Origin of the sequence: Oceanisphaera litoralis, from assembly GCF_016907015.1 — a bacterium.
Taxonomy (GTDB): Bacteria; Pseudomonadota; Gammaproteobacteria; order Enterobacterales; family Aeromonadaceae; genus Oceanimonas; species Oceanimonas litoralis.
The window spans coordinates 15,568-41,656 of record NZ_JAFBBE010000024.1 but is presented as its reverse complement, the minus strand read 5'-3'; the positions used below and the strand labels follow the sequence as shown (position 1 = coordinate 41,656).

26 protein-coding genes and 1 pseudogene are annotated in these 26,089 nt (G+C 58.4%); 18 read left to right on the top strand and 9 right to left on the bottom strand.

The window, feature by feature from the left end:
* Window positions 1-52 precede the first annotated feature (52 nt).
* The 9 genes from pilM (at window position 53) to HNR62_RS13910 (ending at window position 8,922) form a co-directional block, all read left to right on the top strand.
* Complete coding sequence (gene pilM, locus HNR62_RS13950; RefSeq protein ID WP_239552818.1) at window positions 53-1,075, top strand: type IV pilus assembly protein PilM; 1,023 nt, start codon at window positions 53-55, stop codon at window positions 1,073-1,075.
* Window positions 1,063-1,623, top strand: coding sequence for a PilN domain-containing protein (locus tag HNR62_RS13945; protein WP_204796685.1), 561 nt, complete (start codon window positions 1,063-1,065; stop codon window positions 1,621-1,623). Before pilM ends, HNR62_RS13945 begins: the two co-directional genes overlap by 13 nt.
* The gene (locus HNR62_RS13940; RefSeq protein WP_204796684.1) at window positions 1,620-2,210 is read left to right on the top strand and encodes a type IV pilus inner membrane component PilO; all 591 of its coding nucleotides are present in this window, start codon (window positions 1,620-1,622) and stop codon (window positions 2,208-2,210) included. The genes HNR62_RS13945 and HNR62_RS13940 overlap by 4 nt, the downstream gene beginning before the upstream one ends.
* Window positions 2,207-2,722 (top strand): pilus assembly protein PilP, encoded by a 516-nt coding sequence (locus tag HNR62_RS13935; RefSeq protein WP_204796683.1) that lies wholly within the window; start codon window positions 2,207-2,209, stop codon window positions 2,720-2,722. Before HNR62_RS13940 ends, HNR62_RS13935 begins: the two co-directional genes overlap by 4 nt.
* 23 nt (window positions 2,723-2,745) lie before the next feature.
* Window positions 2,746-4,776: a type IV pilus secretin PilQ gene (locus HNR62_RS13930; RefSeq protein WP_204796682.1), complete on the top strand. Its 2,031-nt coding sequence runs from the start codon at window positions 2,746-2,748 to the stop codon at window positions 4,774-4,776.
* A 259-nt stretch (window positions 4,777-5,035) separates the two neighbouring features.
* Window positions 5,036-5,554 (top strand): shikimate kinase AroK, encoded by a 519-nt coding sequence (gene aroK / locus HNR62_RS13925; RefSeq protein WP_204796681.1) that lies wholly within the window; start codon window positions 5,036-5,038, stop codon window positions 5,552-5,554.
* A 14-nt stretch (window positions 5,555-5,568) separates the two neighbouring features.
* Window positions 5,569-6,651, top strand: a complete 1,083-nt coding sequence (gene aroB / locus HNR62_RS13920; protein WP_204796680.1) for a 3-dehydroquinate synthase — start codon at window positions 5,569-5,571, stop codon at window positions 6,649-6,651.
* On the top strand, window positions 6,648-8,030 hold the full coding sequence (locus HNR62_RS13915; RefSeq protein ID WP_204796679.1) for an AAA family ATPase: 1,383 nt from the start codon (window positions 6,648-6,650) through the stop codon (window positions 8,028-8,030). The genes aroB and HNR62_RS13915 overlap by 4 nt, the downstream gene beginning before the upstream one ends.
* Before the next feature lie 61 nt (window positions 8,031-8,091).
* A complete protein-coding gene (locus HNR62_RS13910; protein WP_204796678.1) occupies window positions 8,092-8,922 on the top strand; it encodes a Dam family site-specific DNA-(adenine-N6)-methyltransferase in 831 nt (276 codons plus the stop codon).
* A gap of 48 nt (window positions 8,923-8,970) precedes the next feature.
* Here HNR62_RS13910 and HNR62_RS13905 read toward each other — a convergent pair whose 3' ends face one another.
* On the bottom strand, window positions 8,971-9,150 hold the full coding sequence (locus HNR62_RS13905) for a DUF2970 domain-containing protein (protein WP_204796677.1): 180 nt from the start codon (window positions 9,148-9,150) through the stop codon (window positions 8,971-8,973).
* Window positions 9,151-9,353: 203 nt separating this feature from the next.
* Here HNR62_RS13905 and rpe point away from each other — a divergent pair, with 203 nt between their 5' ends.
* From rpe to HNR62_RS13880, 5 genes are all read left to right on the top strand, one after another.
* Window positions 9,354-10,028: a ribulose-phosphate 3-epimerase gene (rpe, locus tag HNR62_RS13900; RefSeq protein WP_204796676.1), complete on the top strand. Its 675-nt coding sequence runs from the start codon at window positions 9,354-9,356 to the stop codon at window positions 10,026-10,028.
* A complete protein-coding gene (locus HNR62_RS13895; protein ID WP_204796675.1) occupies window positions 10,021-10,716 on the top strand; it encodes a phosphoglycolate phosphatase in 696 nt (231 codons plus the stop codon). Before rpe ends, HNR62_RS13895 begins: the two co-directional genes overlap by 8 nt.
* Window positions 10,709-11,716, top strand: coding sequence for a tryptophan--tRNA ligase (gene trpS, locus HNR62_RS13890; protein ID WP_204796674.1), 1,008 nt, complete (start codon window positions 10,709-10,711; stop codon window positions 11,714-11,716). Before HNR62_RS13895 ends, trpS begins: the two co-directional genes overlap by 8 nt.
* 119 nt (window positions 11,717-11,835) lie before the next feature.
* Window positions 11,836-12,048: a hypothetical protein gene (locus tag HNR62_RS13885; RefSeq protein WP_204796673.1), complete on the top strand. Its 213-nt coding sequence runs from the start codon at window positions 11,836-11,838 to the stop codon at window positions 12,046-12,048.
* Between the two features lie 216 nt (window positions 12,049-12,264).
* A complete protein-coding gene (locus HNR62_RS13880; RefSeq protein WP_204796672.1) occupies window positions 12,265-12,756 on the top strand; it encodes a DUF6515 family protein in 492 nt (163 codons plus the stop codon).
* 18 nt (window positions 12,757-12,774) lie between these two features.
* Here the strand turns inward: HNR62_RS13880 and HNR62_RS13875 are convergent, their stop codons facing one another.
* From HNR62_RS13875 to HNR62_RS13855, 5 genes are all read right to left on the bottom strand, one after another.
* On the bottom strand, window positions 12,775-14,757 hold the full coding sequence (locus HNR62_RS13875) for an acetoacetate--CoA ligase (protein ID WP_204796671.1): 1,983 nt from the start codon (window positions 14,755-14,757) through the stop codon (window positions 12,775-12,777).
* Between the two features lie 121 nt (window positions 14,758-14,878).
* A complete protein-coding gene (gene maiA / locus HNR62_RS13870) occupies window positions 14,879-15,514 on the bottom strand; it encodes a maleylacetoacetate isomerase (RefSeq protein ID WP_204796670.1) in 636 nt (211 codons plus the stop codon).
* On the bottom strand, window positions 15,501-16,487 hold the full coding sequence (locus HNR62_RS13865) for a fumarylacetoacetate hydrolase family protein (RefSeq protein WP_204796696.1): 987 nt from the start codon (window positions 16,485-16,487) through the stop codon (window positions 15,501-15,503). Before HNR62_RS13865 ends, maiA begins: the two co-directional genes overlap by 14 nt.
* Before the next feature lie 37 nt (window positions 16,488-16,524).
* Window positions 16,525-17,655 carry a homogentisate 1,2-dioxygenase gene (locus tag HNR62_RS13860; RefSeq protein WP_204796669.1) on the bottom strand — a complete coding sequence of 377 codons (1,131 nt, stop codon included), beginning with the start codon at window positions 17,653-17,655 and terminating at the stop codon, window positions 16,525-16,527.
* 143 nt (window positions 17,656-17,798) lie between these two features.
* Entirely contained in the window at window positions 17,799-18,368 is a 570-nt protein-coding gene (locus tag HNR62_RS13855) for a DUF2939 domain-containing protein (RefSeq protein WP_204796668.1), read from the bottom strand.
* 172 nt (window positions 18,369-18,540) lie between these two features.
* Between HNR62_RS13855 and HNR62_RS13850 the strand changes: the two genes are divergently transcribed.
* The 4 genes from HNR62_RS13850 to bfr (HNR62_RS13835) all read left to right on the top strand — a co-directional run bounded on the left by HNR62_RS13850 (window position 18,541) and on the right by bfr (HNR62_RS13835) (window position 21,533).
* On the top strand, window positions 18,541-18,936 hold the full coding sequence (locus tag HNR62_RS13850) for a SpoIIAA family protein (protein ID WP_204796667.1): 396 nt from the start codon (window positions 18,541-18,543) through the stop codon (window positions 18,934-18,936).
* A 181-nt stretch (window positions 18,937-19,117) separates the two neighbouring features.
* The gene (locus HNR62_RS13845; protein WP_204796666.1) at window positions 19,118-20,317 is read left to right on the top strand and encodes a CehA/McbA family metallohydrolase domain-containing protein; all 1,200 of its coding nucleotides are present in this window, start codon (window positions 19,118-19,120) and stop codon (window positions 20,315-20,317) included.
* A 271-nt stretch (window positions 20,318-20,588) separates the two neighbouring features.
* Window positions 20,589-21,053, top strand: a complete 465-nt coding sequence (gene bfr / locus HNR62_RS13840) for a bacterioferritin (protein WP_204796665.1) — start codon at window positions 20,589-20,591, stop codon at window positions 21,051-21,053.
* A 12-nt stretch (window positions 21,054-21,065) separates the two neighbouring features.
* On the top strand, window positions 21,066-21,533 hold the full coding sequence (bfr, locus tag HNR62_RS13835; protein WP_204796664.1) for a bacterioferritin: 468 nt from the start codon (window positions 21,066-21,068) through the stop codon (window positions 21,531-21,533).
* 182 nt (window positions 21,534-21,715) lie between these two features.
* Here bfr (HNR62_RS13835) and HNR62_RS13830 read toward each other — a convergent pair whose 3' ends face one another.
* The 3 genes and pseudogenes from HNR62_RS13830 to HNR62_RS13820 all read right to left on the bottom strand — a co-directional run.
* Window positions 21,716-23,179: a helicase HerA-like domain-containing protein gene (locus tag HNR62_RS13830; protein WP_204796663.1), complete on the bottom strand. Its 1,464-nt coding sequence runs from the start codon at window positions 23,177-23,179 to the stop codon at window positions 21,716-21,718.
* Between the two features lie 101 nt (window positions 23,180-23,280).
* Window positions 23,281-24,774, bottom strand: a complete 1,494-nt coding sequence (putP, locus tag HNR62_RS13825; RefSeq protein WP_239552816.1) for a sodium/proline symporter PutP — start codon at window positions 24,772-24,774, stop codon at window positions 23,281-23,283.
* Between the two features lie 202 nt (window positions 24,775-24,976).
* Window positions 24,977-25,831, bottom strand: a pseudogene (locus HNR62_RS13820) (ISAs1 family transposase); the annotation flags it as partial.
* Between the last annotated feature and the right edge of the window lie 258 nt (window positions 25,832-26,089).

The window sequence follows — 26,089 nt, the reverse complement described above, 5'->3', positions numbered from 1 at the left end:
AAATACATGGATGACTATGTTGAACCTGAATAGACGGAAGGATTTACAGGGGATGATTGGAATCGACTTCGGGATGAGCAGCATCAAGGCCCTGGTTCTGAAAGGAACACCGGGCGATTATCAACTCGAAGCCATGGCCAGTGTCCCCACGCCCAAGGGCAGTATTGTCGATCATCAGTTGCAGGATGTGGATAAGGTGGTAATGGCGCTCAAGCTATTGCGGCGCCAGCTGAACAGCAGTTGTAGCATAGTGGCGACCGCAGTGACCGGCAGCAGCGTGACCACCAAGACGATCCTGGTACCGCGCAGTTTGTCGCCCGAGGAGCTGGAAACCCAGATATTGCTCGAAGCGGAACAGCATATTCCCTTTCCGCTCGACGAAATCAGCCTGGATTACGAAAGCCTGGGCATCAATGCAAACCATCCGGATCGGGACAATATCCTGTTGAGTGCCGCCCGTACCGAAAGCATCAATACCCGCGTCAGTGCCCTGGAACTGGCGGGCTGGGAGACCCGGGTGATGGATATTGGTGTCCATGCCCTGGCCCGGGGAGTCAATGCCTGTCTGGCGGCGGAAAAGACCGAGGCCAGACTGCTGGCGGTGGTGGATATTGGTGCCGAATGCCTCACTTTTGTGGTGATGGAGGAGGGAGAGGTCATCTACAGCCGGTTGCAGAACTTCGGCGGTGCTCAGTTGAGTCGTGAACTGGCCAGGCTGAGTGATATGCCGGCAGAGCGGGTGGAACAGGCCAAGGTAGAGAATACCTTTCCCGTCGAACTCCGGGAGGATATAGAGCAGTTGCATATCAATGCCTTGTTGCAGCATATTCGCCGTAATATCCAGCTGTTTTGCAGCAGCTCCGGTAACAAGGCCCCCCCGGCCTTGTTTCTGAGTGGCGGTGGCAGTCAGTTACCGGATCTGGCGCAGATTCTGCAACAGGAGCTGAGTCTGCCGGTGCTGCAGCCGGATTTTGATCGCCTGTTCAACGGTGTGACGACGCATTCCCCCGATGCGGCGGCCTTTACCACGGCGCTGGGGCTGGCCCTGAGGAGTGTTACCCCATGTCCAATATAAACCTGTTACCCTGGCGCGAAAGCGAGCGTGCCGCCCAGAAAAAACAATTCATGATGATATTGTCGGTTGCCTCAATCATAACGGTGTCGGTGATGCTGGTGGCGAATATGTGGATTAATCAGCAAACAGCCCAACAGCAGCAGCGGAACCGGTTTTTGCAGAGCGAAACGGCCAAGCTCGATGTGATACTGGGAGAGATGCGCGATATCAGGGATAAACGTCTCGAGCTGCTGGAACGAGTGGCTCTGATCGACGGCTTTCAGCAGCGGCGTAACGTGTCGGTGAGGTTGTTCAATCAGCTGCCCGAGCTGGTACCGCCCGGGGTTTATCTGAGCTCGCTCAATGTGGTTGACAACCGCATCGATATTGTCGGTAAAACCGAAGCCTACCCCCGGGTAGCCAACATGATCCGACAGGTCGAGCGTCGTGACTGGCTGTATGAACCCCGTATCAGCTCCATTTTTTCCAGTGATATGCAGCCTATCGCCCTGAGTCAGTTTTCCATGCAGCTCAAGGTGCGAGAGCACACACAGGGAGAGATCCAATGAACTGGCAACAGTTGAATGAGCTGGAACTGGACTTCGATAATATCGGGCAGTGGCCGCGGTCCGGCAAGGCCATTGTGGTTGCCCTGGTGTGTGCGCTCCTGGCCGGTGCCATCGGTTATTTTCTGATTACAGACAGTCTCGCCAGGCTGGACACCAGCAAGGCACAGGAAGTGCAACTGAAAGCCATCTTCGAGGAAAAGGCGCAACTGGCAGGCGGGTTGCCCGGCTCCAAGCTGCAACTGGCGGAGCAGCAGGCGGAGTTGAATGCCCAGTTGCGCAAATTACCCAACACGCTGGAAATCGCCGGCCTGCTCGACGATATCAGTTTTATGGCAGCCGACAATGGCTTGCGTCTGGAGCGTATCAACTGGGAAGCGGAAAAGCCGAGCGAATTTTACACCGAGTTGCCCATGCGTATTATCGTCAGCGGCGATTACCATCAGCTCGGGCACTTTGTGGCCGATGTGGCGGCCTTGCCTCGCATCGTGATCATCGACAGTTTCAGCCTGTCCCGGGCCGGCGCCGATCAACTGAGCATGTCGATGCTGGCCAAGACCTACAAATATAACGAGCAGGAGGAAAAATGAGAGTTTTCTGCCTGTTGACGGGGGTGCTGTTGTTGACGGCGTGTATCGATGACCAGGATCTTGGTCACTATGTGGCCGAAGTGAAAGCGCGTCCTGCCACACCACCGGAACCACAACCCAAGAGCAAGGAATTTGTACCGGATACCTATCAGCCGGGCTCGGAGCGTAGCCCCTTCGGACATCCACAGCCGGAAAATAGCAAGAAGTCGGAGGCTTCTGCGGCAAATTGCGAGCTGCCGAACCATGATCGGCCGCCGGAGGAGCTTGAACGTTATTCGCTCGATAATCTGTCACTGCGGGGCACCCTGGGTGACCAGCGGGGTCTGTCGGCGCTGATCCGTACTCAGGACGGGGTGACACATCGTGTGACGATGGGGCAGCGCATGGGGCTGAATCTCGGTGAAGTGGTGGGCATTACACCTGACGAGTTAATTCTTAAAGAATATATTCTCGACGGCAGAGGCTGTTGGGAAAACCGGGAAACCCGGCTGCTGTTATCCGAAACCAAATAAAAACAATAAGAATGGAGTGCGCTATGACAAGAAAAATGGTGATAAAGCTGATGTGCGGCCTGGCACTCGGCATGGCTCCGCTTGGCCAGCTACTGGCTGCCGTCAGCCTGGAAAGCCTCAGGGTCAATCCTCTGGCGGGAGAGCAGCTGATGCTGGAGCTGGAATTTGACGCCCCTCCGTCGCTGGTGACCGATGTGGTTCGTCAGAACCCGGATCGGCTGGTGCTGCAGATACCGGATGGCTTCTCCGCATTGCAGGAAAACCTGATCCCCATAGAAAGACAGGGGGTCAGTACTGTGGATGTGCGTCGGGTCGGCACCCATCTGGAAGTGGCCTTGATAATGGAGTCCATGCAGGCATACCGGTTGCAGCGCGAGGGCAATCGCCTGTCACTGCTGCTGGGAAAGGGCGTCAGCGGCGTGGATGGCAAGGGTTCCGTATTGCCGCCGGGGGCTATCAATGCCGTCACCGGCATCGACTTTCGCCGTGGTCGCGATGGTCAGGGCCAGGTGCTGGTGCAACTGGACAAGCCCAGTGCCGCGGTCGATATGCAGGTCAAGGGTAACCGGCTGATCGCCAGGTTTCACAATACCCATATCGACGATGCCCTGCTGCAGGTGCTGGATGTCAACGATTTTGGCACCCTGGTCAACCGTATCCGCAGCCGTCGCGAGGGGGGCGATGTGCTGCTGACGGTCGATACCAGCGGGACTTTCGATTATCGCTACGATCAGGCGGCGCGCCTGTTTGTGCTGGAGCTGGCCAAACCGGTGGCAGCAAAGGCGGCCTCGGCGAGTAAGGCGAGCAAGCAGTACACCGGCAAGCCCATCTCGATGAACTTCCAGGATATTCCGGTGCGCACAGTGCTGCAGCTGATTGCGGATTTCAACAACTTCAACCTGGTCACCACCGACTCGGTCCAGGGCAACCTGACCCTGCGCCTCGATGGCGTCCCCTGGGAGCAGGCATTGGACACCATATTGCAGGTGCGGGGGCTGGACAAGCGGCTGGATGGCAATATTCTGCTGGTGGCGCCGGCGGCGGAGCTGGCGCAACAAGAGCAGCAGCAACTGGAAAATCGTCAGGCCAAGGAAGTGCTGGCCCCTCTGGTCACCGAGATGTTGCAGGTGAATTATGCCAAGGCGGTGGATGTGGTGGCGCTGCTGACCAATGAAAGTACCGGCCTGCTGACCGAGCGGGGCGCCATAGCGGTGGATGGCAGAACCAACATGCTGGTCATCAAGGACACCCGGCAAAGCATCGATAACATCAGGCGTATGCTGTCCCTGCTCGATATTCCCATCAAGCAGGTGGTGATTGAAGCGCGCATGGTGACCATAGACGACGGCTTCGAAGAAGCCTTCGGGGTGCGCTGGGGCTACAGCAACGACAGCAGCAGCGGCCGCAACCAGCAATCGGTAAGCGGCACCCTGGAGGGCATTCGTGCCGGGGTTGATGACAATTCGCTGAACGTTAATCTGCCGGCGGCGGGGGCGGCGGGTAACATCGCCTTTCAGGTGGCCAAGCTCAGCGGTGGTCGTATCCTGGATCTGGAGCTGTCGGCGCTGGAGCGGGAAAACCGGGCCGAGATTATCGCCAGCCCCAGGGTGACCACCTCCAATCAGAAGCCGGCGTTGATCGAACAGGGGACCCAGGTGCCGTTTTCTTCCGCCAGTGATGGCGGTACCGAAGTGGAATTTCAGGATGCGGTGCTCAGCCTCAAGGTCACGCCGCAGATCACCCCCGATAACCGGGTGGTGCTGGATTTGACCATCACTCAGGACTCCATCGGCGAGCGTATCCCTCAGGCTACCGGCGGGGAGGCAGTGGCGATCAATACCCAGTCGATTACCACCCAGGTGCTGGTTAACGACGGCGAAACCCTGGTGCTGGGGGGAATCTTTCAACAGAATATCCTGCGTAGTGTCACCAAGGTGCCCTTGCTGGGGGACATCCCCGTGGTGGGCCGGCTGTTTAAAACCACGAGCGACAGCAATAAGAAACGCGAGTTGATTATCTTTGTCACCCCCCGTATTGTGCACGACAGTATTTGAACTCCAGAATGGCTTTGCCCCGGTCTTAAGGGGGAAAGCCGTCATCAAACAGACCAGAAACGGGAAGATGGGCGCGAGCGCAACATGGCAAGATGCGGTCTCGTACCGGGCTTCTTTGGCCCCATGGCGGGTGTTACCCTTGCCAGCGACCGGCGCAGTTGCGATAATCCGGCGTCCAATTTCAGAAAGTTAAGGTTAGGTTCATCGTCGACCCTGCGGTGTTCGTGGGGCGCATTCGTTTGTGAGAATTTCGTGTAACATGGCTGAGAAACGCAATATCTTCCTTGTAGGGCCTATGGGTGCGGGCAAGAGCACCATTGGTAAATACCTGGCGCAGCAACTGCATATGGAGTTTTATGACTCCGATCATGAGATTGAGCGTCGAACCGGTGCCGATATCAGCTGGGTGTTTGATGTAGAAGGCGAAGAAGGCTTCCGCCAACGCGAAGAAAAGGTGATCAATGATCTGAGCGAGCTGCAGGGCATAGTGCTGGCCACCGGCGGTGGTTCCATCAAGAGCAAAGAGAGCCGTAACCGGCTGTCGGCCCGCGGCATCGTCGTGTATCTGGAAACGCCGGTAGATAAGCAGTTGGCCCGGGTGCAGAAAGACAAGCGTCGTCCGCTGCTGCAAACCGAAGAGCCGCCCCAGGAAGTGCTGGAACGCCTGGCTGCCGAGCGTAACGCCTTGTATCTGGAAATTGCCGATTATGTGGTGCGCACCGACGAACAGGGCGCCAAGCTGGTAGCGAATCAGATAGCCGAACTGATCGGCCTGTAACGGACAGGAGTTCCATGGAAAGGTTAACCGTCAATCTGGGTGAGCGCAGCTACCCCATTATTATTGCCGAAGGGAGTCTGTCACAGGGCTCACTGTTGCGGGACATGGTCAAGGGCAACAAGGTACTGGTTGTCACCAATGACGTGGTTGCGCCCCTGTACCTCGATACCCTGCTGGCGGCGCTGGCGCCGCTGCAGGTCGAATCCCTGGTGCTGCCCGATGGCGAGCAGTTCAAGACCCTGGACACCTTCAATCAGGTGATGGGGTCGCTGCTGGCCGGCAACCACGGTCGGGATACTACCCTGATTGCCCTCGGTGGTGGCGTGATTGGTGATCTGACCGGATTTTCGGCTGCCTGTTACCAGCGTGGCGTCCCCTTTATTCAGGTGCCGACCACCCTGCTGGCGCAGGTTGACTCTTCCGTTGGCGGCAAAACCGCGGTCAACCACCCGCTGGGCAAGAACATGATAGGTGCCTTCTATCAACCTCGGCTGGTGTTGATCGATACCCTCTGCCTGCAAACGCTGCCGGAGCGGGAGTTTGCTGCCGGTCTGGCCGAGGTGATCAAGTACGGCATCATCTGGGACGCCGATTTCTTCGACTGGCTGGAGCAGAACCTGCAGCGACTGCAACGGCTCGAGGCCGATGCGCTGGGCTATGCCATTCGTCGTTGTTGTGAAATCAAGGCGGAAATGGTCGCCTGTGACGAACGGGAACACGGAGTACGGGCCCTGCTCAACCTGGGCCACACCTTCGGCCACGCCATCGAAGCGGAAATGGGCTACGGCAACTGGCTGCATGGCGAGGCGGTGGCCGCCGGTACCCTGCAGGCCTGTCATACCGCTCGTCTGCGCGGCGAAATGAGTGCGACCGAGGTATCTCGGGTGGAAGCCCTGTTGATCAAGGCGCACCTGCCGGTGCTGGGGCCTGCCGAGATGACACTCGAGCAGTATCTGCCGCATATGCTGCGCGACAAGAAAGTACTGGCCGGCAAGATGCGGCTGGTGTTGCCGGTGGGCATTGGCCGGGCCCAGGTGGTAGACGATGTCACCGAGCAGCAGCTGGCGCAGGTGGTGATGTCGGAAAGGAAGCCGTGACCGAGGCGGTTAATCTTCCCTTTTCCTCTCAGCAGCAGCTGCTGGCGCGGCTGCTGCACCTTTCCCGCCTCGATACCGATTTTATTCTGCTCACCGGCCCTCAGGGCGCCGGCAAGTCTTATCTGGCCGACAGGCTGACCGAAGAAACAACCTTGATGTTGCCCACGCAGCTCGATGCGAAAGCGCTCGACAGTCATGCCCGTTTTCGCGATGCATTGCTTGGCAGCTGGTTTCCGGGAACCGTGTTCGATGCCGATGACTTGCTGCCCGATACGATGGCCAGGCTGCTGCCGGCCAGTCTGCACAAGCGATTGCTGGTGGTGGACAATGCCGAATGGCTGACCGATATTCTGCTGCAGGAGCTGGTGCAGCTGTATCTGGTGTTACCTGCTTCGGTCAGGCCCTTCATGGTGTTGCTGGGCTCGGCTGACTGGGCAAGCCAGGTACGTCGGCAGCTCGATGATGTGATGAAACCAAAGGTAGTGGAAGTAGAAGTACTGCCGTTGACGGAGGCGGACAAGGAGGATTTATGGCAAGCTCTGGGATATCAGTCCCCCCCCGCCACATCGCATGATATTCAGTATCCCGGTGATGTGATTGATACCATGGAGCCGCAGATGAAAACACAAGATTATCGTCAGTTGCTGGAGCAGAAATCGGTCAAAATCCTGCTCACCGCCCTGATAGTGGTGGTGCTGTTGATTATTATCGTCCGCCTGCTGGGTGGAGCCGAGACGACGGCGCCCAGGCTGGTTCAGCCCTTCGAGCAGGAAAACGAGTTGGCGTTGCCGCCGCCGGTCACGGCTCCGACGCCCGGTGCCGAGGTGCCAGCGGCATCGGGCGATGGACTGGTACGGGAGTGGCCGGTTGAGTCCTTGCCCGAGACGCCGGCCATCAATACCCGCGTCGCCGAGACTCCGGACGACAGCGACAAGGAGCGGGTGGTGATCGAAGACAGGGTAGTCAGCCAGTTGATGCAGCGCAAGGCGGCCCCCGAGCCCTCGGCAACACCGGCAACACCGGCAACACCGGCTACTCCGGCTACTCCGGCTACTCCGGCAATGCGGGAACCAGCTACCAGCGAGGGGCTGAGTCCGCTGTCGGCGCTGATGCAGAAGCCGGCCGGACGCTATACCCTGCAACTGATGGCCGGGCGGGACCGGGGTGCGCTGGAGAAACTGGCGTTCCGTCATACCCTGACGCCGGCCTGGGTTTATCCACGCAGTATCAAGGGGCAACCCTGGTTTGTACTGGTGTTTGGCGATTTCGACTCGCCTCAGCAGGCGCGACGCGCCATCGGGGTGCTGTCAACCGAGCTGCAGGCGGCCAAACCCTGGCCCAAACCCTTCGCTCAGGTGCAAAAAGAAGTCAAACCATAGTCATGAGGGTGGCTTGCGGTTACAATGCGCGCCCCTCACCGGTTAGGCTTTGATGACGACAATGACTAAAACTCGGGCATTCCTGAAATGGGCCGGCGGTAAATACGGCCTGGTAGACAGCATCAACCGCCGTCTGCCCGAAGGTCGGGTGCTGGTGGAACCCTTTGTGGGCGCGGGTTCGGTATTTCTGAATTCCGAGTTTGAAGCCTATGTGCTGGCTGACATCAATGCGGATTTAATCCACCTTTATCAGTTGCTCAAGACCCGACCTGATGCCTTCATCCGCGATGCCGCTGCGCTGTTTACCGCCGCCAATAACGATAAAACCGCTTACTACGACTTTCGTGTCGAGTTTAACCAGGAACGGGATCGCTACCGGCGTGCGCTCTTGTTCCTGTATCTGAACCGACATGGTTATAACGGCCTCTGCCGTTACAACAAGAAGGGGGGGTTCAACGTACCGTTCGGCGCCTACAAGAAGCCTTATTTTCCCGAGCGGGAGCTGTGGTTTTTTGCCGAAAAAGCCCAGAAAGCGACCTTCGTCTGCCAGAGTTACACCGAGGTGTTTGCCCAGGCCAGTGCAGATCAGGTGTTTTACTGCGACCCGCCTTATGCGCCCTTGTCGCCCACCGCCAGCTTTACCACCTATGCCGCCAACGGCTTTACGCTGGATGATCAGGCTATTCTGGCGCGACTGGCACGGGAAACCGCGGCTCGTGGCGTGCCGGTGCTGATCAGCAACCATGACATTCCGCTGACCCGTGAACTGTATCGAGATGCCAACCTGGATGTGGTGGCGGTCAAGCGCACCATCAGCCGTCATGCGCACAATCGCAAGAAAGTGGACGAACTGCTGGCCCTGTTCAGCCCCGGCTCTGTTTGTGAGGAGTGAAGAATAAGGGATGAGGAGGACATCGCCTCACTTCTTACGCTTTGCCCCTCACGCTTTAAGCACCAGCCGTACCACCAACAGCAGGAACACCACCAGCCCGACAATGGCCAGCGTCCCCAGGCCCAGATAGGGCCAGGGACTGCCGCTGAACTGCTGTTGCCGATTCTTCTGTGACTGCACGCCAAACAGTGCCGCCGCCACCGCCTGTAGCCTGTGTTTCCAGCTCATTATGCCCCCAGAGTGTCCAATTTAATTCAACCAAGCACCAGATCCGGCGTTGCCGGATTTCGCAGCTGAAGCAGCGACTACAGAGTGACGACCTATGTAGATACTGCTTTCGCTGTGCAATATGGCGAAGCCATATCTCAACTTAGCGCTTGGCGCCGATCTGGGGTAGAATTGGACGATTTTTTGCGCTCAAGGGAACTTTGATGACCGACTACCTGATTGCCCCCTCTATTCTTTCCGCCGACTTTGCCCGCCTGGGTGACGACGTGGCCCAGGTGCTGCAAGCGGGCGCCGATGTGGTGCACTTCGATGTGATGGACAACCATTATGTGCCCAATCTGACCATAGGCCCCATGGTCTGCAAGGCGTTGCGCGACTACGGCATTCAGGCGCCCATCGATGTTCACCTGATGGTCAAGCCGGTAGACAGCCTGGTGCCGCAGTTTGCCGAGGCCGGTGCTTCCATCATTACCTTTCATCCCGAGGCGTCCGAGCATATCGACCGCACCCTGGGATTGATACGGGAGCAGGGCTGTCAGGCCGGCCTGGTGTTCAACCCGGCCACCCCGCTCAGCTACCTGGATTACGTGATGGACAAGGTGGATGTGATCCTGCTGATGTCGGTCAACCCCGGTTTTGGTGGTCAGTCCTTTATCGACGGTACCCTCGACAAGCTGCGTCAGGCCCGTCGTCGCATCGATGAAAGCGGTCGCAACATCCGGCTGGAAATAGACGGTGGCGTCAAGGTCGACAATATTCGCGCCATCGCCGAGGCCGGTGCCGACATGTTTGTGGCCGGCTCCGCCATCTTCAGTCAGCCCGATTACAAGGCGGTCATCGACCGGATGCGTAGCGAACTGGCCAGCGTTCGTGGATAAGTTCGAACTGATCCAGTTCGATCTGGATGGCACCCTGATCGACAGCGTGCCCCAACTCGCCCTGGCGGTAAACCGTATGCTGGAGCAATTGGGCCATGCGTCGGCGGAAGAGCTGGCGGTACGTCATTGGGTGGGTAACGGCGCCGACATGCTGGTGCGGCGGGCCCTCATGGCGGCGCTCGGGTGCGAACCGAATGCCACACAGCAGCAAGAGGCGAGAATGGCGTTCGACGTCGCCTATGACGGGGTGGCTGAGCACGAACTGGTGTTTTATCCCGGCGTGCTGGATACCCTGCAGCACCTGTATCGGTCAGGCAAGACACTGGCTATCGTCACCAACAAGCCTTACCGCTTTGTGCCCGCCATACTGGCGGCGGCGGGCGTGAGCGACTACTTCTCGCTCGTGCTGGGCGGTGACAGCCTGGCGCAGAAAAAGCCCGATCCGGCCCCGCTGTTGCACGTGTGTCGCGAACTGAATATCGAGCCGGCGCGCTCCTTGATGATCGGTGATTCCGAAAACGATGTGCTGGCGGCCAAGGCGGCCGGCATGGCGGTGGTGGGTCTGACCTATGGCTACAACTACGGCCGGGATATTGCCGAAAGCCAGCCCGACTGGGTGATGAGCGATATTCGCGGGCTGCTCGACCTGTTGCTACAAAATGAACACAGAAAGGATAATCATGGCTAAACCAATTGTTTTCAGCGGCGCCCAACCTTCCGGGCAGCTGACCATAGGCAACTACATGGGTGCTTTGCGCCAGTGGGTGAAGATGCAGCAGGACTATGACTGTCTGTATTGCATCGTGGACATGCACGCCATTACCGTACGCCAGGACCCACAAGCGCTGCGTGCCGCCTGCCTGGATGCCGCCGCCCTTTATCTGGCCATCGGCCTGGATCCGGAGCAGAGCACCATTTTCATTCAGTCGCATGTGCCCGAGCATGCGGAGCTTTCCTGGATTCTGAACTGCTATACCCAGTTCGGCGAACTGTCGCGCATGACCCAGTTCAAGGACAAATCCAGCCGCTATGCCGAAAACATCAACGCCGGTCTGTTCACCTATCCGGCGCTGATGGCGGCGGACATACTGCTGTACCAGACCAGCCAGGTGCCGGTAGGTAACGATCAGAAGCAGCATCTGGAGCTGACCCGGGACGTGGCCTACCGTTTCAATCAGCTCTACGGTGAGGTGTTCACCGTGCCCGAGCCTTTTATTCCTGCAGATGGCGCCCGCATCATGAGTCTGCAGGAGCCGACCAAAAAAATGTCCAAGTCAGACGACAACGTCAATAACTTCATCGGACTGCTGGAAGATCCCAAGGTCATCGCCAAGAAGCTCAAGCGGGCGGTCACCGACTCGCAGGATCCGCCCACCGTGCGTTTCGATGTGGAAAACAAGCCTGGTGTCTCCAACCTGCTGACCTTGATGGCCGGTGCCAGCGGTCGCTCCATTCCCGAGCTGGAGCAGCACTTTGAAGGCAAGATGTACGGCCACCTCAAGACCGAGACCGCCGAGGCGGTACTGGCCATGCTGGAGCCGATTCAGCGTCGCTTCCATGAGCTGCGGGAAGACGAAGGCGAGCTGTGCAACATCCTGACGCTGGGTGCCGACAAGGCTCGGGTAAAGGCTGTACAGACCCTGGAAAAGGTATATGATGTGATTGGCTTTGTACCCAGAAGCCGCTAATACTTAAAGGAGCCGACAAGGCTCCTTTTTCGATTGTTTCGCAGCGATTGTTTCGCAGATTTGTTTCACCGATTAATGATTTCACCGACTCGATAACTTCACTGGATTACCTCTCATCTATGATAGAAGAAAACACCCTTGATCGGGAATTGACCGACAAGCTGTACTGGCTGCGTAAATTTCGCATGGCCAAGAATGAAAGGACACTGGAATTAATGGTATCGAAAGCCATTGATGATTATCACACTCACTCTGCCGTGGTCGCCGCCATCTATCTGGCCGAATGTCAGCGTGAACGTGAAATGCTGCAGGGACGTTTTCTCGATCAATAACAGCGGTTTGAGTCAGGCAGGGCGATAGCTTCTGCCAACGCTTGATACCGGCTGACCTTCCACAGAGACAGGCTGACTTCAACGTCTGGCCGGGTTGTCGTTATCTCCGGATCTGAACCATAATCAAGGTATCTCCACACTCATCGGTTATCCCATACCGGGTTATCCCATACCGGGTTATCCCACACCGATAGTTGTTAAGAGGAGGAGAGTCCCATGATTCCGCAACTTTTCAAACGCCAATGTCGTCGCTGGCTGTTGCCTCTGATCGGGGCACTGACCCTTGGTCTGATGGCACCTCAGGTGCTGGCAGACAGAGAGGGGCGCGGTGATGGCCGAGGATATAAGCAGGGCTACGACCGGCATCAGAATCAGTACTATGGCAAGCACTACGGCAAGCACTTCAAGCACCGTAAACACGCTCGGCATCACAGGCATCATCGTCACTATCGGTACGCCCCGCGCAGGGCAAGGGTGGTGGAGCAGTATTATTATCAGCCGCCCCGTCACTATTATCGTGAGCAGCATTCTTCGCGAGCACATATCTCGGTGACCCTGCCTCTGGGTACCCTAGTGCATGGCCTGCCCGGTGGTTATGTCAGCTTCAGCCTGGGTGGCGACCCTTACTACTATCACGGCGGTAATTACTACCGTCCCTATCAGCGTGGCTATCGGGTGATTGCCCCGCCGTCCGGGCACAGGTGGTAAGGCTCCGGTCTGTGCTCATCATACGTTGAGTTCGGGCAGATCGCGAAACAGCGCCAGTGCCTCCGGATTGGCCAGAGCGCTTATGTTCTTCACCGGCTTGCCTTCCACCACATTGCGCACTGCCAGTTCGACCGTCTTGCCCGAGCGGGTTCTGGGAATATCGGCCACCGCCAGTATCTTGTCCGGCACATGGCGAGGGCTGCACTGGCTGCGAATGCGTCGGCCAATGGCCGCTTTCAGGGAACTGTCCAGCGTTTCACCTTCGGCCAGCTTGACGAACAGCAGCACCCGTTCATCATTGCGCCAGTGCTGACCAACGACCACCGCATCCACTATTTGTTCGAAGCGACTGATCTGACGATAGATTTCGGCGGTGCCGATGCGTACCCCACCCGGGTTGAGCACCGTATCCGAACGGCCGTAGAACACAATGCCGCCGTGTACCGTCAACGCCACTCTGTCACCGTGATGCCAGCAGCCCGGATAGGTCTGCCAGTAGGCGGCGTCATAGCGGCTGCCGTCGTGGTCGTTCCAGAACCCAACTGGCCGATTGGGAAAACCGTTGCAACAGACCAGTTCGCCCTGCTGCTCCAGCAATGGATGGCCCTGTTCGTCGAACACCTGTACATCCAGCCCCAGCCCGATGCCCTGACATTCGCCACGATAGACCGGGCTGATGGGGTTGCCGAGCACGAAGCAGCCGCAGATGTCGGTACCGCCGGCGATGGACGCCAGTTGCAGGTTGGACTTGATGCGCCGGTAAACGAAGTCGAACTGCTCGGGCGCCAGGGCCGAACCGGTGGAGCACAGGGTGCGCAGGGCCCCCAGATAATGGTGGTCGCGTGGATGAATCCGCTGCTTTTCCATGGCTTCCAGGTATTTGGCGGAGGTACCGAACAGGGTGATGCTTTCCTGTTCGGCCCAGTCCCACAGCACACTGCCATCGGGAAAGAAGGGCGACCCTTCATAGAGCAGCAGGGTAGCGCCACCGGCCAGTGCCGAGACCAGCCAGTTCCACATCATCCAGCCGCAGGTGGTGAAATAGAACACCCGGTCTCCGGGGCGAATGTCGCAATGCAGCCGGTGTTCTTTCAGATGGTTGAGCAAGGTGCCGCCCGCCGAATGGATGATGCACTTGGGCTGGCCGGTGGTACCCGAGGAGTAAAGTATATAGAGGGGCGCATTGAAGGGCATGGGGGTGAAGTGCAGCGGCTGCCCGGCGTGGCGAGCCAATAATTCCGGCCAGTGCTGAACTTCGTCGTTCGGGGTGAGCCTGTCGTTCGGGGTGAGCCTGTGCTGGCCGATATAGGGGATCTGCACCCAGAGCGCTATGCTGTCGATGGCTGCGACTATGGTTCTGGCCCTGGCACTGGAGTCATGCAGCTTGCCGTTATAGCGGTAGCCATCGGCGCTGAACAGCACCTTTGGTCGGGTCTGACCGAAACGTTCTATCACGCTGTCGGCACCGAAGTCGGGGGAGGTGGAGGTCCAGATTGCCCCCAGCGCTGCTGTAGCCAGCATGGCCACTACCGTTTCCGGCAGATTGGGCAGGTAACCGGCCACCACATCACCGGGCTTGACGCCGAAGCGCTCCAGGCCGACACGAATGGCCGCCACCTGCTCGGTCAGCTCGGCCCAGCTCAGGCGCCGCTGGTGCTGGCCCTCTGCCTGAAACAGCAGCGCGTCTTTATCCGGGTGTGTCGTGGCATGGCGCAACAGATTTTCGGCAAAGTTAAGTTGCGCTTCGGGAAACCAGACCGCTTCCCGGGCGCTGGCGGCGTTCAGCACCGGCTGCTCCCCCTTTTCACCCACTACCTCGGCGAAATCCCACACCAGATCCCAGAAATCGGCACTGTCCTGTACCGACCAGGCATGCAGACCTTGATAATCGGTCAGCTCAAGGTCATAACGGCGGTTTGCCTGTTGCATGAACTCATACAGCTGGCTGCGCTTTATCCGGGAGGGAGAGGGGCGCCATAACAGGGTGTTTTGTTCGTGCATAACCATCTCCTTGTCGCTGCCGAGATAACTGCTGCCGAGATAACTACAGCATAACAAGACCGTGACGGTTTGTGCGAGAGAGCGGGAACCGATAGCTGAGCGGGGCCGTGTGGCCCCACTTTTATTGCTGATCCGGGTGAGCCCGCTGAAATGCCTCCAGACGGTTGCAGGCCCGATCGATGGCCACGAGCCTGGGGTAGGGGTTCATGTCCAGCTTGAACCGATGGGCATTATAGAGCTGGGGTATCAGGCAGATATCCGCAAGACCGGGGGTGTCACCGCAGCAGAACGGCGTGTCGCTGGCGCTCAGCTGCTGTTCCAGCGGCGCCAGTCCCTGCTTCAGCCAGTGGTGATACCAGGCGGTTTTCTGTGCCTCACTGATGCCGAGTTCACCGGTCAGGTACTTGAGTACCCGCAGGTTGTTGAGCGGGTGCATGTCGCAGGCCACCTGCAACGCCAGCGCCCGGACCCGGGCCCGTTCAAGGGGAGTGGCCGGCAGCAGAGCCGGCTCCGGGTAGCATTCGTCCAGGTACTCGATAATGGCCAGCGACTGACCTATGATGCCTTTGCCGCTTCCTTGATCATCAATAGCCAGGCTGGGCACCAGGCCGGTGGGGTTCAGCGCCCGGTAACTGTCTCCCTGATGGATGCCGTCCAGCAGGGAGATGGGGATGGCCTCATAGACCACCCCTTTCAGATTGAGCGCGATGCGAACCCGGTAGGCCGCACTGGATCGCACATAATCATAGAGCTTCATGTTTCACGACCCGCTGATCGATGGCTCCGAAGATGGACTGGCCCTGCGCGTCCAGCATCTCGATACGTACCCGATCACCAAACTGCATGAAAGGCGTCCTGGCGGCGCCCTGCTCGATGATCTCCAGCATGCGCCGCTCGGCCAGACAGCAGGAGCCGGTGCTGCGATCCACGTTCGAGACGGTGCCCGAGCCGATAATGGAGCCGGCAGACAAGGCCCGGTTGAAGCTGACATGGGCCAGCAATCGGGCGAAATTGAAGGTCATGTCGGTGCCCGCATCCGGCTCGCCGAACAGTTCACCGTTCAGATGTACCCGCAGACGGTGATGCACCCTGGTGTCCTGCCAGGCATCGCCCAGTTCATCAGGGGTGATGGCCACCGGCGAGAAGGAGGAAGCCGGCTTTGACTGAAAAAAGCCGAAGCCCTTGCCCAGCTCACCCGGGATCAGGTTGCGCAGCGAGACATCGTTGACCAGCATCAGCAGCTTGATATGGGAGCCGGCCTGTTCGGCGCCGGTACCCATGGGCACGTCGTCGGTGACCACCGCGATTTCGCCCTCGAAGTCGATACCCCAGGCTTCGTCGGCCAGGCGAATGTCGTCACGGGGGCCGATAAAGCCATCGGACATGCCCTGGTACATCAGCGGGTCGGTCCAGAAGCTGGCCGGCATCTCGGCGTTGCGGGCCTTGCGCACCAGCTCCACATGGTTGACATAGGCGCTGCCGTCGGCCCACTGGTAGGCGCGAGGCAGGGGCGAGGCGCAGGCGGCCGGGTCGAAGGCGAAGCTGTCGGCGCAGGCGCCGTCGTTCAGCTGCTGGTACAGGGCCTGCAACTTGGGCTCGGCATCGACCCAGTTGTCCAGTGCTGCCTGCATAGTGGCGGCGATATCGGTGGCCTTGACCGCCCGGCCCAGATCCCGGGAGACCACCAGTAGTTGGCCGTCACGGCCTTGTTTCAGAGAAGCCAGTTTCACCATCGCCTCCTTGATGTATCCAGTGCGCTTTATCGCGTTATGGTTTTGCCTGCCAGGAATTCACATAGTCGATGTTTTCCACCCCGTCCGGCAGCTCTGCGACTTCCAGCGCCCGCCGTGAGTCGATCATCACCGCCACCTCATCGGTTTCGGTGCGGGTGTGCTTGGCACCGGTGGCAAAGGCCTTGGGATGGGGCCCATGGGTAAAGCCGCAGGGGTGCAGGGTGATCATGCCCGCTTCTATGTTGTCACGGCTGAAGAAGTTGCCCTGATGATAGAAGATGACTTCATCGTAATCGTCGTTGTTGTGGTAGAAGGGCACCTTGAGCGCACCGGGATCGGACTCGATAGGTCGGGGCACGAAGGTACAGATCACGAAGTCGTTGGTGACGAAGGTGGTGTGCGCCGAGGGCGGCAGATGATAGCGGTGGCTCATCAGCGGGCGAATATCACGCCAGTTGAGCTTTAACACCGTCAGATCGCCGGTCCAGCCCTGGGCGTCCAGCGGATTGAAGGGGAAGCTGATACGGTTTATCTGCTTCCGCGCCTTGAGCAGCACTTGCCAGTCGCCGGGCTGCTCGCTCTGGGCCTTGAAGGCGTCGTCCAGGCGAGGGTATTCGAGGATGGCCGGATCGAACACCGCGTGCCGGCCAACCAGGCCCCGCTTGGCGTTCATATAAGAGCCGTCGGTGGCTTCAATCATCAGTATGGTGACCGGCTCATCCAGCTCGAGTCGCCAGCTGGTGGCTCGGGGCAGAATAATATAGTCGCCCTCCCGGAAGGACATATGGCCGTAATCGCAATAGAGATGACCGCTGCCCTGGTGGATAAACAGACACTCGTCGCCGTCGCCGTTACGCACCAGATGATTCATCGACTTGTCGCTCTGCCAGATGCGTACCAGCAGGCTGGCGTTGTACAGCAGCGGCGTGGCATCCCAAGGGCTGGGTCCGAGTGACGGAAGCTTGTTGGTGTCGAAGGCGCGAGGGCGCAGCGGGCCTTCCCAGGCGCTCCAGCCGGTGGGCGGGTGACGATGATACATGTGGGTGGCGGGGCCAAAAAAACCTTCCTTGCCGATTTCCCGCTCGAAGGTACCCTCCGGCATGTCACAGTGAGCCTGACGTGAGGTGTTTCCCTCACGGATGGGAAACTGGAACCAGTGACGCATGGCATGATTCTCCCTGGATCAACATGGAGCCAGCGAAGCCCTGACCGGGCTCGCCATTCATATCATCAGTCTGGCATCAATCCACCGGCTTTGCCCGGAGCTTCACTCAGCATTGGCTCCCGTCGTATTCAGCCCTGCGTCGGTTAATTCAGCGGCAGCAGGATGGCGGTCAGCTTCCACTCAAGGCCGCGTCGGCTCAGCACGAACTCGGCCTCTCTGCCCTCATCGTCGGTCACAGTGACCACGAAACGATGCAGCGACCGGTAACCCATGCGGGCGTCCGAGAACAGTTTTTTACGCTCGGCCTGGGGCTTGCCGGCGTCGGAGCCGTTACCGTCGGTATTGGAGGGCGGGGGCGGGCCGCTTTCGGGAATGCCCGGCGCCGGCGTTTCTCCCCGCATCAGCCGCTCTATACCGGCCGGGGTCATGTAGGCATCCAGCAGGCTGTCCACCATGATGTTGGCCAGGCCGGCACCGAGGGCGGCGAAGGAATTTTGTTGGGTGTCTGCGCCCAGCTCGCGCAACACCCGGCTGTTCAGCTGTTGCTTCAGGCTCTGGCGTACGGCGTCGAATTCCACCTGTTCGGCCAGTGCCACGCTGTCGCGTCGGTCGACGGCGTTGCTGATCCGGTAGGCGGTTAACCAGGGGGCGGCCACGACGTAGCCGACAGCGCACAGGATCAGCAACAGCAGCATATATTGTATTTTGCGCACGAGCGTTACATTCCAGAAGACTAAGATTTGCGTCAAGGCTGCCTGCAACGGGATGGTCAGGCAAGTTGAAATCGACGAGTAGCCATTTTTAGTTCCTTTTTAGCGACAACCCAAGGCGCAAGTGGCGGTAGCGACCATAATTATGGCCATGAGGCACACATAAGGGAGCACCATGATGTTGGAAGCACACGGCATGTCCGTCGAGATGAACAAGCAGGATAACCATATCCTGTGGCTCACCATCAAGATTTATGGCGATATCGCCTACGACGATTTCAGGGAGATGGAACAACAGCTCGAACAGGCTCTGGAAGACATGGACAACCCCAGAATAAAGGCCCTGGTCGACATGATTGACTTCAATAGCTGGGAGGCAAAAGCCCTGTGGGAAGACATTCAGTTTACCCGCAAGCATGGCGATGAATTCAGCAAGCTGGCGATAGTGGGGATCGATCTCAAGGAAAAGCTGATGGCCATGGTGGTGGACTGGTTTCTGCTCGGCAGTCAGGTGCAGTATTTCGAGCATCTGCAGGATGCCAGAGCCTGGCTGGAGCAGGACGAGCCTTGAGCGACCCCGTTCGTCGCGATGCCAGGCAAACCGTTTCATGGCCTGTGCAGGGCACATCGGCGTTAACGGGAATGAGCGCCGCTTCACGGCCGTGGCTTCTTTTTTGCGGAGCTTGAGTTCTGGCAAGGAGCTGTCAGAATTCCGGCTTCATCGTTGTTCCTTCATTCAGGGTTTCTGCAAGATGCGCTTTTATCAAATCGGCCTGCCGCTGCTGGCCGCCATGGTTCTGACCGCCTGTTCATCCCACACCGCAAAAAATGCCCCACCTGCCGGTATTGAGGTGGTGCAGGGCCCGACCCAAATAGCCGGTGGTGATGCCCGCGGTGCCGATGCTATGACCATTCGTACCCCGCATTTTACCTTTGCCATCGCCCGGGGTGGCATCGTGGATCTGGCCCTGGTGGAAAACGGCGCCTTTGGCGCCGATCTGGTCGAGTCGGTTGATTTTGTGCCCGGCGAGGGGGAGCTGGCCGTTGAAAAGCTGGAGGTGGTCAAGCATACCTCCGAGCAGCTGGTCATTGAGCTGACACGACAATGGAACGGACATCGTCTGTTGAGCCGTTACGAAGTGGACAAGGATTACCCCGGCATCAAGCTCAGCACCAAAATGCTCGATCCGGTCAAGGAAACCCTGTTTGCCGGATATCGATTGCAGCGTAACGAGCCGGTTAACCCGGACTTGCCCGGTTATAACGACATGACGCGCATGGTGCAGAGTCACTGGACCGCGGCCCAGCTGCAGAACAGTTTGAACGAATTGTATGAAACCGATGATCTGCGTCGCTCTTATGCTGCGGGTCAGCAGGGCGATTTTACCGCCTGGCTCAGTGCCGGCTCGCTCGGTAACCTGCTGTCTGACAAGGAAATGTATACCACTTCCAGCCCTCAGGCCGAATTGGGGTTATTTGAGCTGAAGCCGGTGACCGGTAACTTCGAGTCTTATCTGTCGGTGATGCGCCAGCGTTGGAACCGGGGCGAGCGGGTTTACCTGAACGTCGGCCCCCGGTTGAAAGATGCGCGCCGTAACAGCGGCAAGCTCTATGCCTATACCCCCAAGGGCCGTATTACCGCCGACTTCGCCAGTGCCGCCGCCCGCGGTCACAGCTTCGTCAGCTTTGGTCCCGAGGTTTATCCCATCACCACCAACTTCGGTGGCGAGGCGACGCCTTACAGCGAAACCCAGGTTGAATTCCGCTCCGGTGTGGGGCTGGCCAGGGCCGAGGTCTGGCTGGACGGCAAACAGGTCGCCGGCTGGAAAATCAACGGTGCCAAGTGGTTCAGAACCGGAGTACCGGTACCGCCCAAACGCACCTGGATGCAGTGGGTCGTGGAAGACAAGCAGGGCAACCGGGCCTACTCCAACCCCATCTGGATCAAGTAAAGCTCTGCTTCAAGGGCTTCCCACGCCGGGAAGCCCTTTTCGATTGCCCGTTGCGCCGCATCGACAGTTGGGCAGCCGGCATAAGGCGCCGACCGGATATGCGACTATTCTGTAGTAATCATCGGCACTATGGGTGAGCCTGGCTATAAATCGGATTTGTTTTTATTAACACTACGTTATCCAAATAAAATCAATAGCTTAGTTTATTGTGGTGTTTGTAAAGCAGCTCACTTGAGGCTATGATCGACGCATTATTCAGAGGGGGACAGATATGAAAGGCGACAAGAAAGTCATTGAGTACCTGAATCAGATGCTGAGCATAGAGCTCACCTCCATCAACCAGTATTTTCTGCATGCCCGCATGTTCAAGAACTGGGGCCTGCATCAGCTGGACGAACGCGAATACAAGAAGTCCATCAAGGACATGAAGCAGGCCGACCAGCTGATAGAACGTATCCTGTTTCTCGAAGGGCTGCCCAACCTGCAACACCTCAACCGTCTGCGTATCGGTGAAAACACCGAAGAAATGCTGCAATGTGACAAGCAGCAGGTGGAAGAACAGTTACAGGTGCTGAAAGAGGCCATCGCCTATTGCGAGTCGGTGCAGGAATACGTTTCCCGCGAGCTGCTCTGCGAACTCGAAGAATACGAAGAAGCCCATCTCGACTGGGTAGACACCCAGCTCGATCTGATCGCCAAGGTCGGGCTCGAAAACTACCAACAGTCGCAAATGTAAGGGGAGCCGAACATGAAAGGTAATGCAAAGGTAATAGCGGCGCTGAACGAGCTGCTGGCCGGTGAACTGAGCGCCATGGATCAGTATTTTATTCACTCTCGCATGTATGACGACTGGGGCTTCAAGAAGCTGTTCGAGCGCATCGATCACGAGTTTGAAGATGAAAAGGGCCATGCATCCAAGCTGATTGAGCGCATCCTGTTCCTGGGGGGCACCCCGGACATGGTGAGCCGGGTCCCCCTGAACATCGGCAAGGACGTGCCGGCCATGCTGCAGAGCGACTTGAACCTGGAATACAAGGTGATCGAGGATCTGCGCAATGTCATGGCCCTGTGCGAACAGGTGCAAGACTACCAAAGCCGTGACATGCTGCAGGTATTGCTGGAAGACACCGAAAACGACCACACCCACTGGCTGGAGCAACAGCTGGGCCTGATCAACCGTATCGGTCTGCCCAACTACCTGCAATCGCAGATGTAAAAACCCGGTACCCAGCGAAAGCAAACCAAATCCAGAGCCGCAAATCTTTTGCGGCTTTTTTCTGCCTGGCGGCCAGTTGAAATCGTCCGCCATCCTGACGAAGGTCAGGATCTTGATTCATATTTCAGCTCGGCGCTTGGTGCTCGGTGCTATGTTTTCTTTTCTGGATGCATCCTGAGCCGTCAACGTCCGCCCAGCAGCGAGCCGAGCAGGCCGCGAACCAGACGCCGGCCCAGCTGACTGCCGATGCTGCGCAGGGTGCTTTTGGCCACGCTTTCCAGCAGTGAATCCCGTTGACTGCCACGCTTGGGCACAGGGGAGGAGGTGGCTTCTGCTGGCGCCGATGTGGTGGCCGCAGGTGCGGGCACTCGGCGGGCGAGCATCTCGAAGGCCGAGTCTCTGTCCAGCAGTGACGCATAGCGGCCGGCCAGGGGCGAAGCCTGCTGGCGTGTGGCTCTTTCTGCCGCGCTCAGCGGTCCTATACGGGATTCGGGAGGACAGATAAGGGTGATCTCCACCCGGGTGGGGCTGCCTTGTTCATCCAGCACCGACACCAGTGCTTCGCCCACGCCCAGTTGGGTGATGGCGGCCTGGGTGTCGAAGGCGGGGTTGGTGTGAAAGGTGCGGGCGGCGGCCCTGACCGCCTGTTCATCACGGGGGGTAAAGGCCCGCAGGGCATGTTGCACCCGGTTACCGAGCTGCCCCAGCACGCTGTCGGGAATATCCAGCGGGCTCTGGCTGATAAAATAGATACCGACCCCCCTGGAGCGGATCAGCCGCACCAGTTGCTCGATTTTTTCCAGCAAGGCGGTAGGGGCAGAGTCGAACAGCAGGTGGGCCTCATCGAAGAAGAACACCAGCACAGGTTGTTCCGGATCCCCGACTTCCGGCAGGGTTTCGAACAGTTCGCTCAGCAGCCAGAGCAGAAAGGTGGAATACAGCCTGGGCGTCTGCATCAGCCGGGTGGCGTCGAGAATACTGACCACGCCCTGGCCGGAAAAATCCTTCAGCATCAAATCGTGCAGACTGAGCGCCGGCTCCCCGAAGAAGCGCTCGGCCCCTTCCTGCTCCAGCACCATCAGCCGCCGTTGAATGGCACCGAGACTGTTACCGGGCAGGCTGCCGTATTGCTTGCTCAGGGTTTTGCTGTTGTCGGACACCCAGATCAGCAGGGCGCGAAGATCCTTGAGATCGAGCAGCAGCAGACCCTGATCGTCGGCGATGCGAAAACAGCCATAGAGAATACCGGTCTGGGTGTCGTTAAGCTCCATGATGTTGGCCAGCAGCAGCGGACCCAGCTCCGAGATGGTGGTGCGCACCGGATGACCTTGCTCCCCGAACAGATCCCAGAACAGGGTGGGAACCGCCCGCGGCCGATAGTCTGTCAGCCCGAGTTGCTCCAGCCGCTGGGCGACCTTGCCACCTGGGGTGGCGGGCGCCGCCAGACCGGACAGGTCGCCCTTGATATCGGCCATGAATACAGGGGTGCCGGCACGGGAAAAACCTTCGGCCAGACGCTGCAGGGTGACGGTTTTACCGGTACCGGTGGCACCGGCAATCAGTCCGTGGCGGGTGGCCATGGGCAGGGAAAGCGTTATTGGCTGGCGTTGGTGATTGCTGCCGAGATAAAGAAAGGGTGGGGTCATGGCATCGGCTCTTGTGTGGTACGAATAGACACAAGCTTAGCCGACACGCTTGAAAAAGATCGGTGTTAAAAAAGCCCGGGGAGTGCCGGGCTGATATGGGGCTAGTCCAGGGTATCCAGGCTCTTGCGATAATGATCGAAGGTCTGGGTGACCGATGGCTTGGGGCCGCCGGTCATCTTGCTGACCAGCACGATGGCGATGGAGGCGAAGATGAAGCCGGGGACGATTTCATAGAGATCGAAGAGGCCGCCGGAAAGCTGTTTCCAGATAACCACGGTCATGCCGCCCACCAGCACCCCGGCCAGGGCGCCGTTGCGGTTCATGTTGCGCCAGTACAGGCTGAACAGCAGAGCGGGGCCAAAGGCGGCACCGAATCCGGCCCAGGCGTAGGACACCAGACCCAGTACCGTGCTGTCCGGGTTCATTGCCAGCATCAGCGCCACCAGCGACAGGGCGACTACCGCAAAACGGCCGATGTTGACCAGCGTTTTGGCGGCGGTGTGGGGGAACATCTGCTTGTAAAAATCTTCGGCCAGCGCCGAAGAGGACACCAGCAACTGGGAGTCGGCAGTACTCATGATGGCGGCGAGGATGGCGGCCAGCAGGATACCGGCAATCACCGGGTGGAACACGGCGTTGACCAGCACCATGAAGATGGTTTCCGCATCGGCCAGCTCGCCACCCATGTTTTTCTGTACATAGAGCAGGCCCACCATGCCGACCATCAGGGCGCCGGCCATGGACAGGAAGCTCCAGGTCACGGCGATGCGGCGGGCGGTGGTGATGTCTTTGTTGCTGCGGGTGGCATTGAAGCGGGCCAGAATATGAGGTTGGCCGAAATAACCCAGCCCCCAGGCGGCCAGTGAAATAATGGCGATGGCGGACAGGGGCTCGCCATCTATGTTGCTCCACAGGGTCAGCAGCTCGGGGTCCAGGGCATGCAACTCGGACTGAAACTGGCCGAAGCTCCCTTCCATCGCGGCGAACGGCACTATCATCAGGGCGGCGGCCATCAGCAGGCCCTGCACCAGATCGGTCCAGGATACGGCCAGGAAACCGCCGAACAGGGTGTAGGACACGATGCAGAGGGTGCCCACCACCACGGCAATCTGGTAATCCAGGCCGAACACGGTCTCGAACAGCTTGCCGCCGGCCACCAGGCCGGAGCTGGTATAGAACAGGAAGAACAGCAATATGACCAGGGCGGAGATGATTTGCAGCAGCTTGGATTTGTCTTCGAAACGGCGCGACAGGTATTCGGGGATGGTGATGGCGTTATCCACTTCCAGGGTGTAGGTGCGCAGGCGCTTGGCACAGAACAGCCAGTTGGCCCAGGTGCCCAGCAGCAGACCGCCGGCCAGCCAGACGGATTCGAGCCCGGCGGCATAGGCAAAACCGGGCAGGCCCAGCAGCAACCAGCCACTCATGTCCGAGGCGCCGGCGGAAATGGCCGCCGGCCAGGGACCCAGAGAGCGACCACCGAGGAAGTAGTCGGCCGAGTTGGAGGTACGCTTGTAGGCGTAGTAGCCGATGGCCATCATGCCGATCAAATACACGAGAAAGGTGCCGGTAATGGCATAGTTCGATTCAATCATTCCCTGTTCCTCCAGAATGGATTCCCGTTGCTGTGAAGGCTGCACACAAGGCGTGGCTGCACTTGCGCAATACATGGTTAAATTTTTGTTGCTTCACAAGGATAGTAGGGGGAACCGGGGCAGGGCGAGAGCACGTATGTTTACTTTTCACCCAATGACGCCATTCCGGCAATGATCACCTGCTCCAGATAGGCGCTGTGTCCAACTCCGCCGCGCTGATGTAGTAACGGTACTCCAGAGAAGATTTGCCTGATTTATCTTGGCGCTAACCGATGGCGACGCCCAGGGTCTTGATGCCCGTCCACTCGGGAAAATCGTCAAGCAGTGCATCAGCTGGCAGTACATGGTACTCCCGGGCTTCGATGCGGCCATGTCCCTGCTCGATGGTGACATTGTCCGGGTTGGTCCCTGCACTGTGTACCGGGCGAAGCTCACGCTGTACAGCCCGCTGCAGCCGCTCCTGGTTATCTTTTACCGCGAGCAGGTAATCTCCACCTTGGTTGATAATGGCTTCCGCTATCCTGGTCTGGCAACCCATGGCATCAATGGAAACCAGGCAGCCATTGATATCCAGCAAGCTTAACAGCGCGGGGATTGCCTTGATTTCATTGGATTTTTCCTCTGTTTTCAGCTGACCCATGACCACCTTGTTATCGACCGCAAAGGCGCTGACCATGTGGATGGCTGAGCGCCTGTCCTCACGGTTATATGAGCCCCGTAAGGTCTTGCCATCAATGGCAATGAGCTTACTGCCGGTACGTTCATTGACCGACTGTGCCCAGTGAATAAAGCACTGTTGGAACTCGGCCGGGTCAAGGGCAGAGATGATACGGGCGATGGTGTCATGTACCGGCAGGCCATTGGGAAACAAGCCTTTATCCTGAAACCAGTCGAGGTGCGCCTCACCAAAATCCTCGATGTCCTCCCACCCTTCGGCACTGGCGATGATCGCACAGACTGTCAGGAACAGAATATCGAACAACGGGTAAGTGATTTTGGCCGTCTGGCGGGGATCTTTCAGTACACCAAAGGACTCGGAAAAAGCATCAAGGCTCATGGTCGGGCTCCCAAAAGGGAGTATAAGATCACAAGTCGATCAGCAGGTCAAATTACCCGACATTGGTTATAAAACGTTTGTGATCTTACCCTGCGTTGCGAGCGCTGTTCCGATCCTGATTGAGGTAAAGTCGCTGGTCCCTGTATTAGCAGGGGCTTATGAAGGCTTGAGCCGTATGCGGGGAAACTCGCACGTACGGTTCTTAGGGGGCGGCGGTGCAGTAATGCACTGCTGCTACCCGACATTTGAATCACATCT